The sequence below is a fragment of the Paenarthrobacter sp. AR 02 genome, assembly GCF_021538675.1.
Lineage (GTDB): Bacteria > Actinomycetota > Actinomycetes > Actinomycetales > Micrococcaceae > Arthrobacter.
The window spans coordinates 39,119-52,062 of sequence record NZ_JAJUKH010000008.1 but is presented as its reverse complement, the minus strand read 5'-3'; the positions used below and the strand labels follow the sequence as shown (position 1 = coordinate 52,062).

Below are 12,944 nucleotides of genomic sequence, written 5' to 3'. Positions count from 1 at the left end.
CGTTCGGGACTAACATCCGAACTCTAGTGTGAAGTTGTCGCCCTTGCTTCGGAAATGTGACCCGTTGACAAGTAATACATCAGATGTTTAGTGTCGGTGGGAATCTGGACTTCAAGATCCGAATGAGCACCGTGATACTCAGCTTTCCGAACAGCCCTGCATGGAAGGAAACCCGTTGATCCAGCACGCACCATGGTTTGAAGAGGCCCGTTTGGGGATGTTCGTGCACTGGGGACTCTATGCGCTCCCTGCCCGGCATGAGTGGGTGATGAACCGGGAGGAAATCAGTGTTGAAGCCTATGAACAGTACTTCCGGCGCTTTGATCCGGATCTTTACGATCCCCGTGATTGGGCCCGTGTCGCCCGTTCCGCGGGTATGAAGTACGTGGTCCTCACCACCAAGCACCATGACGGCTTTTGCCTGTGGGACTCGGCGCTGACCGAGTACAAGGCCACCAACACGCCAGCCGGCCGGGACCTGATCACCCCGTATGTCGAAGCGCTCAGGGCCGAGGGACTGAAAGTCGGTTTCTACCACTCGCTCATCGACTGGCACCACCCGGACTTCACCATCGACGGGGTACACCCGCAACGCAACGCACCCGACGTCGAGAGTTTGAACAGCGGACGGGACATGGCCCGCTACCGGGAGTACCTGCACGGCCAGGTGGGAGAGCTCTTGAGCAACTACGGCACTATCGACTACCTGTTTTTCGACTTTTCCTACGCGGGGCTCGAGCAGGAGGAGTTCTGGGGCGGCAAGGGCCGGAAGGACTGGGATTCCGAGGCCCTGCTGGCCATGGTGCGGGAGTTGCAGCCCGGAATCGTCGTCAATGACCGGCTGGATATACCGGGAGACTTCATCACGCCGGAACAGTACCAGCCCGCCGGCCCCATGATGCTCGACGGCGTCCCGGTCACCTGGGAGGCGTGCCAGACCCTCAATGGCAGCTGGGGCTACGACCGCGACAACCTCGACTACAAGTCCGTGGATATGCTCATCAGGATGCTCGTTGACGGGGTGTCCAAGGGCGGCAACCTGCTCCTGAACGTCGGCCCGACAGGGAGGGGCGCCATCGATCCCCGGGCATTGGCCTCGCTGGAAGGAATTGGCGAGTGGATGACGTTGCACTCCCGCTCCATCTACGGCGCCGGGGCCTCGGCATTCACAGCCCCGCCGGATGCCCGCTACACGCAGCGCGGTGACCGGCTCTACGTGCACCTGTTCGCGTGGCCGTTTGAGTACGTCCATCTCCCGGGCCTGGCCGGCAAGGTCGAGTATGCGCAGTTGCTGAACGACGCCTCCGAGGTGTTCCTCCGTGAAGTCGATCCCCAGCAGCAGGCAATGAACTTGACCCCTGGCGGCCAGCCTCCCGGAACGTTGACCGTGAAACTCCCGGTCCAGCGGCCCGACGTAGCGGTTCCGGTGATTGAACTGTTCCTGAAGCCCGGTGAGCGGGTGGATCGCGCTTAGCGGTTTGCCCGGGGGAGGAATGGGGTATCCACAAAGTATGGGAGTTGCCTTGACACCACTGAACCTCGGCAAGCTCGGTTTCGGCGGGGCGGGCATCGGTAACCTGTACCGGGCCATCCCGGACGGGGAAGCCCTTGCCACCGTTCTCGCTGCCTGGGACGCGGGCATCCGGTACTTCGATACGGCCCCGCACTACGGCTTGGGCCTCTCGGAGCAACGGTTGGGTGCGGTCCTCCGGGACAAGCCGAGGGACGACTTCGTGATCTCCACCAAGGTGGGCCGGCTGCTCGAGCCGAACGCTGCCGGTGGCCAGGATCCGGAGGGCTTCGACGTTCCAGCTACCGCCAAGCGCGTGTGGGACTTCTCCGAGGCGGGGATTCGCCGCAGCATCGAGGATTCGCTGGACCGGCTTGGCCTCACCCACGTGGATATCGCCTACCTCCACGATGCCGACGTCCACGATCTCCGGGAAGGGATCACGCAGGGGCTGCCGGCTTTGGAAAAGCTACGGTCCGAAGGCGTCGTCAAAGCCATCGGCGTTGGCCTCAACTCGACCGAGGCGGCATTGGAATGCGTCGAGGCCGCCAACCTGGACCTCGTCATGCTCGCTGGCCGATACACGCTACTGGAGCAGCCCACGGTTCCGCTCCTGGAGCGCTGTGTGGAGCGCCGCACCGGCGTCGTCAATGTTGGCGTCTACAACTCGGGCCTCCTGGCCCGTCCCGACGTCCCGGACGATGCGCACTACAACTACGATCAGGCGCCGCCACACCTATTGGAGCGGGCGCGACGCCTGGCGGAAGTTTGCCGCGACTTCGGGGTGGAACTTCCGACGGCGGCGCTCCAGTTCCCGCTGCGCCATCCGGCCGTGGTGAACGTGACGGCCGGGGCGACCTCTCCCGAACAGGTTGCCTCGAACGCCGCGCGGATGGAGGAACCGGTTCCCGAAGAGCTGTGGAACGCCCTGGCGGCCATAGGCAGTGACACCCAGTCCGGCGGTTAGAGCGCCTGGCGCAACCAGTTCTCCACGCCGCTGATGTGCACGGTGGCCAATGCCCGCACCAATTCCGCATCACCGCGCTCCAAAGCGTCCGTGATGGCCCGATGCTCGGACAGGGTGTGGGCGACAGCCTTCTCCTGGGTCAGCCCCCGCCAGATCCTGGCCCGCACCGTGCTGCTCGACAGGGCTTCAAGGAGGCTGCCGAGGTAGTCGTTTCCCGCGGCTTCGGTGATGATGCCGTGGAATTCGAGGTCGTGGGCCACGAGCTCCTCGACGTCCGTGTTCTCGTCGATGCCGTCCATGGTGCCGCGAAGCCTCTTGAGATCTTCGGCGGTGATTTTCCCTGCTGCCAAGTGTGCGGTGGCCGGTTCAAGGATTCGTCGGACCTCGAAGAGCTCAAGGATGGACCGGTCCTGGTGCAGGTCCACCACGAACGCCACGGCCTCGTTGAGGAGTTTGGCGTCGAGGCTGGTCACGTAGGTTCCATCGCCACGGCGGACGTCCAGCACGCGGATCAGTTCGAGGGCCTTCACCGCTTCGCGCAGCGAACTCCTTGAAAGACCAAGCCTTTCGCTCAGTTCCTTTTCCGGCGGAAGTCGATCGCCGGCCTTGAGTTCCCCACGGATCAGCATGTCCTTGATCTTGCCGATCGCCTCATCTGTGACAGCCATGGACCAATAGTAGCCACCAATGATCGGATGTCTGCTTACGCCGCGTAGGGCATTAACTTACGACGGCGGCACCTGGGTTCCGCAGGTACGGAACCGGGTGCCGCCGTCGTGAGTTGGCGTTTGTTACCTGTCGCCGCCCGGAAGGGGGCGGTTGGCGATAACCGGGGCGCTGCCGGTGTAGCCATCGCGGGTGGCGGCAAGCTCATGGATCTGCTTGCGGCACAGGAACCAGCCCCAGACCATGAGGCCACAGGCGAATGCGGTGACCAGCATGGTGAGCGGCGACTCGATGAACACCATGACCAGCACGCCGGCCAGGAAGATCAAGGACAGCCAACCCGTGTACGGAGCTCCGAAAAGCCGGAAGGACGGGCGCTTCACCCAGCCCTTGTCGGACCAGCGTTTCAGTTGCATCTGGCACAGGACGATGGTGGCCCAGGTGACGATGATGCCCACGGAGGCGACGTTGAGGACGATTTCGAAGGCGTCGGACGGGACGAGGTAGTTCAGCGGAACACCCAGCAGCGAGACGCCTGCGGTGATGGCGATACCCCCGTAAGGAACGCCTGCCTTGTTCATGCGCTGCGCGAACTTCGGAGCCGAGCCGGCCACCGACATGGAGCGAAGGATACGGCCCGTGGAGTAGAGGCCGGCGTTCAGTGACGACAGGGCAGCGGTGAGGACCACGAGGTTCATGATGACATCCACGCCTTGGACACCGATGGAGCCGAAGAACGTCACGAACGGGCTGACGCCCTTCTGGTACGAGGTGTAGGGGAGAAGCAGCGCGAGCAGGATGACCGAGCCAACGTAGAACACCGCGATACGGAAGACCACGGAGTTGATGGCCTTGGGCATGATCTTCTCGGGGTTGGGCGTTTCACCGGCAGCGGTACCCACGAGCTCGATGGAAGCGTACGCGAACAGCACACCCTGCATGAGGATAATCATCGGCAGGATGCCGTTCGGGAAGATGCCGCCGTTATCGGAGATGAGGCTGAAACCGACCGTCTGGCCATCGACGGGGGTACCGAAGATGACGAAGTACGTGCCAACCAGGAGGAAGGCCACCAACGCGGCCACCTTGATCAGCGCGAACCAGAACTCCATTTCGCCGAAGACCTTCACCGATACCAGGTTGAGGCTGAGGACAACGACCAGCGCGATCAGGGCCCAGGCCCACTGCGGAACGGCGCCCATCCACGGGACGTACTTTCCGAAGAAGTTCATGTACAGCGCGGCCGCCGTGATGTCCACAATCGTGGTGGTGGCCCAGTTGATCCAGTAGAACCAGCCCGAGACGAAGGCTGCCTTCTCACCATAGAACTCACGGGCGTAGGAGACGAAGGATCCCGACGACGGGCGGTGCAGAACGAGTTCACCGAGTGCGCGAAGGATCAGGAACGCGAAAAAGCCGCAGACTGCGTAGGCGATTACCAGCGACGGGCCAGCTGCGTTGAGCCGGCCGCCGGCGCCCAGGAACAGGCCGGTGCCGATGGCGCCACCGATCGCGATCATTTGGATCTGGCGCGGCTTCAGGTCCTTGTGGTAGCCGGAGTCCTCCTTGTGGAGGGATTTCTCCGTGGCATGCGCTTGGGCCGGGACCGTGTGGTCCGTGATGGGGTTGGTCATTGGAATCCTTAGGGGTGTCCTGTTGGGGTGTCCATGGGAGTGCCCGGTTCGGGATCCGGGCTCGCTGGACAGTGCCGCGTGGGGTATGCCTCATGGGGCGTAACGGCTGGCGGAAGCCGCTGGGTTATTGGCCAGTTTGAGCCTATTTGCTCAGATTCGCCAGACGTTCAGGGCTGAGCAGTTCTTCGAGCTGGGACGCGGTCAGCAGACCATGTTCCAGAACGAGCTCTGCAACGCCCTTGCCCGTTGCCAGTGCCTCCTGCGCAATAGCAGTGGCGGAGGCGTAACCGATATGGGGGTTCAATGCCGTGACAAGGCCGATCGACTGCTCCACGGTAAGCCGTAGCCGTTCGGTGTTTGCGGTGATGCCCCGGACGCAGCGGGCCGTAAGGGTGCGGCACGCTGCTTCCAGGTGGGAAATGCTCTTGTGCAGGCTGTGCACAATGATCGGCTCGAAGGCGTTCAACTGAAGCTGGCCCGCCTCCGCGGCCATGGTGACGGTTACATCGTTGCCGATGACCTCGTATGCCACTTGGCTGACCACTTCCGGGATCACCGGATTGATCTTGCCGGGCATGATCGACGAACCCGACTGCACAGCCGGAAGGTTGATCTCGCCCAAACCCGCACGCGGTCCCGAGGACAGCAAGCGGAGGTCGTTGCAAATCTTGGAAAGCTTCACAGCCACACGCTTGAGCACACCTGAGAGGTGCACGAAAGCGCCGACATCCTGGGTGGCCTCGATCAGGTCCGCGGCCGTGAGCAAAGGAAGGCCGGTGATCTCTGCCAGGTGGCGGCATGCAGCGTCCGCGTAGCCGGCCGGGGCGTTCAAGCCCGTTCCGATGGCGGTTGCCCCCAGGTTGATCTCGTGGATGAGCATGTGCGACTCGTCCAGGCGGGCCCGGTCCTCGCCGATGGTGACGGCGTAGCCGCCGAACTCCTGGCCCAACGTCATGGGGACTGCATCCTGAAGCTGGGTGCGGCCCATCTTCACCACGGTCCGGAACTCACGGCCCTTTTCGGCGAAGGCCACCTCGAGTTCCTCCAGGGCCTCCAGCAGTTCCTTGACCGAGAAGATCGTGGCCAGGTTCACCGCCGTTGGGTAGACGTCGTTGGTGGACTGGCTCAGGTTGACGTGGTCATTCGGGTGCAGCTTGGAGTAGTCACCCTTGGGGTGGCCCAGAATTTCCAGCGCACGGTTGGCGATGACCTCGTTGGCATTCATGTTGGAGCTGGTGCCGGCGCCGCCCTGGATCACGTCCACCATGAACTGGTCCTGCAGCATGCCGTCCATGATGTCCTGGCAGGCTTGATCAATGGCCCCTGCGCGCTCGGCGTCCAGGAGTCCGAGCTCGTGGTTGGTGCGGGCTGCGGCTTGCTTCACAGCGGCCAGGCCCCTGACAAGGTGCTTGTTGGTGGAGAGCGGCTGCCCCGTGATGGGGAAGTTCTCGATGGCGCGGAGGGTATGGACGCCCCAGTAGGCGTCCGCGGGTACATTGCGGTCGCCCAGAAGGTCGTGTTCGGAGCGGAGGGGGATCGCCTGATCGACGGTGGTCATAGCTGTCCTTGGTTTAGTTGCTGAAAATTTGGGCTGCACGGAGTTCGCCGACCGGAAGGCCGCCGCCCAGTACGGGTGGGCTTTGAAGCGTGTCCAAGCTGCCGCCGTCGACACCCAAGTGGCGGAGGACCTCAACGGTGACGGGCATGCGGGCGCGGTCACCGCCGTCGGAAATCTTCACGGCGACGCCCGTGCCGTCGGGGAGTCCCACCAGCTGGAGGCCTTCAAAGCCGTCCTTCGCAAGCAGTCCCGGGACGGCGCGCATCAAAGCCGTGACGTCGCGGCCTTCACCGGCGACCATCTCCGGGAAACGGCGCATGGCGTGCGCCACCTTGCCCTCGTTGGTGTTCGGGTCCGCGGCGGCCAGGCGACCGTATGCCCGGGCCATTCCGTGCAGCGAGTGGGCAAAAAGCGGTGTTCCGCAGCCGTCAGTGCTGACCGCCGCGGCTTCCTCGCCGGTGAGTTCGGTAATGGTGTCGCGGACCAGGACTTGCAACGGGTGCTCTGGGTGCAAGTACCCCTCCACAGGCCAGCCATTGATGACGCAAACGGCGGTCATGGAAGCGTGCTTACCTGAACAGTTCTGCGCGATCCGGGTGGGACCGTTGCCGGCGCGAAGCCATTCCTCGCGCTCTTTTACTCCATAAGGGAGGTCAGTGCTGTTGGCCAGGTCCTTTTCGGTAAGGCTGTGCAGCTTCAGGATTTCCTGGGCGCCGCTGCGGTGCATTTCTGCCCCCGAGTGGCTTGCTGCCGTGAGTGCCAGAAGGTTCTCCGGGATGTCCAAACCGGCTTTAAGGAGTGCAACCGCCTGGAGCGGCTTCAGGCTTGAACGCGGGTACATCGGCGCATCCGGCTCACCTGCTGATGCTGCTGTGCTGCCGTCTTCGTTCAAGGCGATCAGCGAGCCGTAATGGATGCTCTCCACCAACCCGTCGCGGGTTACCTCGACGAGCGGAACGTGGTTGGGCGCATTCCGCGCCTCGGCCTGATGGGCCGGTGCTGCTGGGACGGTCATGGTGTCCTTTGGGTGGGTCATTTGCTGAGGATCGTGTCCAGGGCGACGCTGACGGCCTGAAGGTGGTCGGCCATTGCCTTGCTGGCGGCTTCGGAGTCGCCGGCTTCGATGGCGTTGAGCACTGCGAGGTGTTCCTCGTCGGAGCGGTGCTGCCGGTCCGCCACAAGGTTGAGGGTTTCGGACTGGTGGGCCAAGGCCTCGCGGATGTCTGAGACAACGCTGGCGAACACCCGGTTTCCGCTGGCGCGGGCGACGGCGGAGTGGAAAGTGGCGTCCAGGTTCACCCAGGCCTCGGGATCGGTCTCGTTGAGCATTTCCTGAACAATGTCCTTGAGGTGCTCGAGCTCCTCGTCGGTCCGTCGTTGGGCCGCAAGCCCGGCGGCCGGGATCTCGATGTGGGGACGTGCTTCGTTAAGATCGCGCGCGCTGTACTGTCCCAAGGTAAGGTCGTTAGCGACCTTGTTGGCCACAATGAAAGTGCCCTTGCCGGTTTTGGTCATGGTCAGGCCCAAGGTGTTGCAGGACCTCAAGGCCTCCCGGATTACTGAGCGGCTTACGCCGTACTGGGCGGCGAGCGTCGCCTCGGAGCTCAGCTTGGTGCCGACGTCGAACTGGCCGCCCTCGATGGCGCGCCTCAGGGCCGCGAAGACCGCTTCAGCTGCGGAAATGCGGGAGATCGGGGTGTGCGCAGCGGCATGGCCCGGGAACTCGGGTTGTCCAGCTGTCCGGCTGTCTGACAGGTTCACGCTTTGAATATGGCACGGGTCACAAGGCACTGTCAACGCTGAAAGAACCGCTTCACGGTTTGGCGAACGACGGCGGCAATCGCCACTGCCGTTCAGCTCACCTTCGCATGGTTCTCGATGGAGCGAAGAATGCTGATCAGCTGCCCAATTTTCTCATCGCCGAACAGCACATCCGGGCCGGACGGGGCCAGCTCGTTGTATGGAGAGTTGAACAAGGCTTTTGGGCTGACTTTTCCGTTTTCCATCAGATGAGTGGTCAGTACGTTGAGGAAGTTCAGCTGCTGGGCCGTGAGCGTCGTACCGGCCACAAACTCTGACAACGCTTCCTCGACGGCTTCGCGGTCCAAACCAACCAGGGAACGGACAAAAAGGCCGAGCCCATCGTTGGCGGCGCGATTCAAGTCTTCGAGCGAACCCAAGCCGCTTTCCAGGAGTATGCGTTCTAGCTCTTCGAGGTCCAACTCGGTCAGTTGCTTGTTGCGTCGCAGCCGTTGGATGGTTGCGTGCTCCTCGTATTGTGCCAAGTACGAACGCATTTTCTCTTTATAACGGGGGAGGTCCACGAAGCCGTTCGTTGCACCCACCAGTTCAACTTCCTCAAGCACGCCGAGCTCGTCCTGGAAGTTTGTATAGACCACCTTGCGTTTCCGCTTTTCAATGAGATGGACCAGTCCCCGGAGCCGCCGACGGATTTCCTCCAGCCACTCCAAGGAAACAGATTGCCATTCCTCGTCGTGCAGGATTGTTTCCAGCAATGGCAGTTGAGCGGCGATGGCCGGGATGCTCTGCTGGTCTTGCAGGGCGGAGGCTATTGCTTGGATCTTTATCCGGAACGGCCCAACCGCCGATTGCTGCAGGGACGCCAATTCTGTCTGGAGCATCAGATAGTCAAAGCGCTTGGCCTCTTCCGTGCCCGCGGGCGCGCCAATGGAAGAGAGCTTGGCGATCTCGGTTTGCAAAGCCTGGAAGTCCTCGGCCGCCAAGGAAGTCCACGCTGTTTCCTCGGTGAACCTGTCCACCCATTTGCGCGCTGGCTTGACGAGGAAGTTGTCCAGCGGCAGCCGGTCAACTGTGTGTTTCAGGGTTTGTCGAAGGTCGGTAACGACTGGCGCTTGAGGATCCCATTGAAGGTCAGCAAACGTTTGGAGGAGCCGGACGCGTGCAGCAAACGTTGTCTCCGCAAGTGATTTGCCCAGCGACCCTTCGTTGCTGGGCATGCCTGCATTGAAAAATTCGGCATTGCGGCAGAGATCGAAGATGAAGAAGTCCTTCTTGTCCTCGCCCGGCCCGTACAGTTCCGGGCGCAGGCGCGTACCGCGGCCCACCATTTGCCAGAACTTGGTCTTGGACCTGACCATCTTGAAGAAGACAAGGTTGACGACGTCCGGCACGTCTACGCCGGTGTCCAGCATGTCTACTGAAATGGCGATGTGGGGGTTGCTCTCGGTGGTCGAGAATTCGTCGATGAGATTCTGGGCGTAGTTCACCTGATAGGTGATGACGCGAGCAAACTGGCCCTTGTAAGCCGGGTAGTTCTTGTCAAAGCGTTCAGCAATGTACTCCGCGTGCTTGTTGTTCTTCGCGAAGATGATGGTCTTGCCCAAGCGATCCCCGCCGGCAACCTTGTGGCCGCGGGTCATAAGGACTTCCAACGCCTTGTCCACTGTGTCGGCGTTGAAGAGCCAGGTATTGATCGCGGTGGCGTCCACGGAATCCGGGATTTCACCGTCTTCATCCCACTCGAGCTGGTCCCACTCTTCTTTGGCAGCTTCAGAAAGGTCCTCGTAAGAGATACCTTGATCGGGAAACTTCAGCGGAACCGGAACGACACGCGGCGGCACGAGATATCCGGCCTCGATGGCTTCGCTGAGTTCATAGGCAAACGTCGGAACGTTGTCCTCGATGCCGAAGAGGCTGTAGGTGTTGCGGTCCACCTCTGACTGTGGCGTGGCCGTCAGCCCGATGAGGAGCGAATCGAAGTACTGGAAAATTGCCCTGTACTTTTGGTAGACCGACCGGTGGGCTTCATCGACGATGATGAGGTCGTAGTGGCCAATGCCAAAGGTCCGCTGTCCGAGCTTTCCCTCGGTCCTGTTGATGAGGTTCATCATTGTCGGATATGTCGCCACGTGGATGCGGCTGTCTGCTTCTTCGCCCGAGCCGAGAATGACGGGACTGGAACCGGGCAGGTGGGCCTTGAACGCATTTGCCGCTTGCTTGACCAAGGCAACCCGGTCGGCGAGGAATAGAACGCGTTTGGCCCAGTTGGCTTCCTGCAGGAGCTTGGCGAGTGCGACGACAGTGCGCGTCTTGCCCGTGCCTGTCGCCATGACTACAAGCGCCTTGCGCTCGCAGTCCTTCTCGTAAGCTTCCGTGACGGCCCGGATGGCGTTGTGTTGGTAGGGGCGTTCGACGATCGAGTTGTCGATTGCCTGTTCAGCCAGGGGCTTTCGGCTCTGTCGGCGGTTGACCAGTAGTTGCAGTTGATCTCTAGTGTGGAATCCCTGCACCGCGCGTTCCGGGTACATGGTGTCGTCCCACATCCAAGTCTCGTAACCGGAGGTGTAGTAGATGATGGGGCGCCGGCCGTATCGACGCTCCAGGCAGTCGGCGTACAGCTTGGCCTGTTGCTTTCCAACATGGGGATCTTTGGTGGTCCGCTTCGCTTCGACCACCGCCAGAGGCAGTCCGTCAGCGCCCCACAGCACGTAATCCACGTAGCCGACGCCACTGAGCGTGCCGCTTGCCGTGGGCATGGTGTCGACCTTGAATTCGCGGTCTTCTGTGTTGCTGAGCGGCCAGCCCGCCTCGTGGAGTTCCAGATCGATGAGGTGCCTGCGGGTCAGGGCCTCGTCATAGTCATGGTGGTCGGGGACCGTCTGGTTCTGCTTCTTGGCCTCGGCAACTTCGGCCTGCAGAATCTCCAGCTGGGCCTTGAGGTCAGCGGAGTCGGCAGCTGCCTGTGCAAGCGCCTCGTCCTTTGCTTTGAGCTGACTTTCGAGTGCTTGGAGTTCTTCGGGCGACTGCTGTTGGACCGGAGTCTTAGGTTTTGGGGTCAGGGCCGAGGCGTCGAAAATTAACGACGGCGGCAGCTGGCTACCGGTTTTGGCGTAATTCCTGGCGAGCCAATAGCAAACGTGGTGCAGTTCGCGAAGCACGAGCTCAGCGCCTTGGATGGTGGGGCCAACGGAGTTGTGAACCGCATTGTTGCCGGCTTTGCGGATGATCGTGAGCTTGTTGGCAATGGGCCCGCCCACAAGATTCTTGAACGTGGGCTCGTTCAGTAGCGCGTTGAGGTCATCTTTATAGGGGATCACCAAACCTGGCTCTACTTGGTAAAGCCACTCAACAATGCGTTCGATGGTGTAGCGGGCGTAGAACACGGAAGCGCGGGGATCGACCCTGGCGAATTGTTCGGCCCGGCGTGCTTGTTTGGCCAACTCGGGCCACTCGCCCAGCATGAACCCAAAGTTGCTGGTAACTGCCCCCATGCAGCCGTCTCCGATCCGTTGCTCCGTTGTCCTGGAAGTAGTCAATCACGACACTGCGACTGTTTAGTCTTCATTTCAGACCGGTGGCCCCGACCAATGGCAAACGTTGTACTTTGGCAATAGTGTCATCGGCGATTTTCGGTACGGAGCCCAGCTGGGATTTCAGCTCTTCGCGGGCAGCTTCGAATGCTTCCACAATGCCGCCACAATAGTGTTCGATTATGTCCCGGGCAGCGTCTGCACCAACGCCAAATTGGACGCTTGTCGAGGCCAGCATCTGCTTGCTGATTCTCTGAAGCCTGTACTCGCCTTTCACGCTCATGGCCAAGTCGATGCTTGAGTCCCCATCCCAATACGGCGCGTAGGTGGCGAGGTCGTAGAGCGGCGATAACTGTGCCCGATTGCCGTTGAGGAGCAGGGAGTAGTTTTTGGCATGCGCATCGGTGCAACCCGCCACGGTGTTGAAAACGAGGGCCCGGTACAGCCTTTCTCCTGCTGCACGGCGGTCTGCTTCAAAAGGAAGTGATCGTACAAGACCGGCCATATCGCTCGCGCCCGGCCCGCCGTCACGGTGCTGGTATTTCTTGGCCGGAGAAACACTCAACGCCTGGCAAAAGTCTTCTTGGTGGAGGCGATGCCAGGTTCCATTCACTTCCTGGCGGTCATAACGGCGTGTTACAAAAACGTCCCAGTCACCGATGCGGTTCAGTTCGGACGTGGCCACTTCGAGCCCCAGAAAAGCTGCCGCCCTCATGGTCAGCTGCTCCACTAGATCCAGGCGACTTAAGTTGCCCGCCGCGGGTTTCAGGATGTGCGTCGTAGGAGTGGCGTCTTCTGGAACTGCCCACTTGCCGTTTGGAAGTTGATGCAGGGCAATTTTTGGCTGTGCCCCAGCTAGGCTGAAACGTCCTGCTGCATCGTCGTAGGGTGTGCCGTCCTTGTATTCAGTCACCACATGATCCAGCAACTCCGACACGTCTGCGTCCGAAACGGCCTTCACCGACGTTCTGGAGAGGGTGCCATCTGAAGAACCTTTGCCGGGCGCCATGAATTGCAGCGCACCCGCGACGTCGGCACCGATGTGTTCGAGGATTGCGAAAGGGTTGGACGGGGACACCCGGAACCGTCGGGCAATCGTCTGCAGTGCCCCTTCACTGTCGGGCAGGAGCCCTTGCAGAAAGGGGAGCACACTGCGCTTCTTGTGCAGGGTGGCGGCCAGCGGCATGGATAAGGACAGCGGTGTCCCATTCGGGGCTGCCTGGTATTCGGGGTCGTAGCGGAAGGTCAGATTTCCCGACGGCGACTGTTCAACGCGCCCGCACAGCGTCCCGTCCATGAAGACATCAAGAGCGCGGGA

At 61.5% G+C, this 12,944-nt stretch carries 9 protein-coding genes; 2 read left to right on the top strand and 7 right to left on the bottom strand.

Features of this window, described 5'->3' with window-relative positions; translation table 11 throughout:
- Window positions 1-175: 175 nt before the first annotated feature.
- Together LRQ04_RS14800 and LRQ04_RS14795 are read left to right on the top strand one after the other, a co-directional pair.
- On the top strand, window positions 176-1,474 hold the full coding sequence (locus LRQ04_RS14800; RefSeq protein ID WP_235520997.1) for an alpha-L-fucosidase: 1,299 nt from the start codon (window positions 176-178) through the stop codon (window positions 1,472-1,474).
- Window positions 1,475-1,511: 37 nt separating this feature from the next.
- A complete protein-coding gene (locus LRQ04_RS14795; RefSeq protein ID WP_235520995.1) occupies window positions 1,512-2,477 on the top strand; it encodes an aldo/keto reductase in 966 nt (321 codons plus the stop codon).
- Here the strand turns inward: LRQ04_RS14795 and LRQ04_RS14790 are convergent.
- The 7 genes from LRQ04_RS14790 to LRQ04_RS14760 form a co-directional block, all read right to left on the bottom strand.
- The gene (locus LRQ04_RS14790; RefSeq protein WP_235520993.1) at window positions 2,474-3,145 is read right to left on the bottom strand and encodes a FadR/GntR family transcriptional regulator; all 672 of its coding nucleotides are present in this window, start codon (window positions 3,143-3,145) and stop codon (window positions 2,474-2,476) included. The two genes, LRQ04_RS14795 and LRQ04_RS14790, sit on opposite strands and share 4 nt — an antisense overlap.
- 123 nt (window positions 3,146-3,268) lie before the next feature.
- Complete coding sequence (locus LRQ04_RS14785) at window positions 3,269-4,777, bottom strand: amino acid permease (RefSeq protein WP_235520991.1); 1,509 nt, start codon at window positions 4,775-4,777, stop codon at window positions 3,269-3,271.
- A gap of 142 nt (window positions 4,778-4,919) precedes the next feature.
- Window positions 4,920-6,335 (bottom strand): aspartate ammonia-lyase, encoded by a 1,416-nt coding sequence (locus LRQ04_RS14780; protein ID WP_235520989.1) that lies wholly within the window; start codon window positions 6,333-6,335, stop codon window positions 4,920-4,922.
- A 13-nt stretch (window positions 6,336-6,348) separates the two neighbouring features.
- On the bottom strand, window positions 6,349-7,350 hold the full coding sequence (locus LRQ04_RS14775) for an asparaginase (protein WP_235520987.1): 1,002 nt from the start codon (window positions 7,348-7,350) through the stop codon (window positions 6,349-6,351).
- Window positions 7,351-7,367: 17 nt separating this feature from the next.
- Entirely contained in the window at window positions 7,368-8,096 is a 729-nt protein-coding gene (locus LRQ04_RS14770) for a FadR/GntR family transcriptional regulator (protein WP_235520985.1), read from the bottom strand.
- Window positions 8,097-8,188: 92 nt separating this feature from the next.
- The gene (locus LRQ04_RS14765) at window positions 8,189-11,587 is read right to left on the bottom strand and encodes a DEAD/DEAH box helicase family protein (protein ID WP_235520983.1); all 3,399 of its coding nucleotides are present in this window, start codon (window positions 11,585-11,587) and stop codon (window positions 8,189-8,191) included.
- A gap of 70 nt (window positions 11,588-11,657) precedes the next feature.
- Window positions 11,658-12,923, bottom strand: coding sequence for a HipA domain-containing protein (locus LRQ04_RS14760; RefSeq protein WP_235520982.1), 1,266 nt, complete (start codon window positions 12,921-12,923; stop codon window positions 11,658-11,660).
- Between the last annotated feature and the right edge of the window lie 21 nt (window positions 12,924-12,944).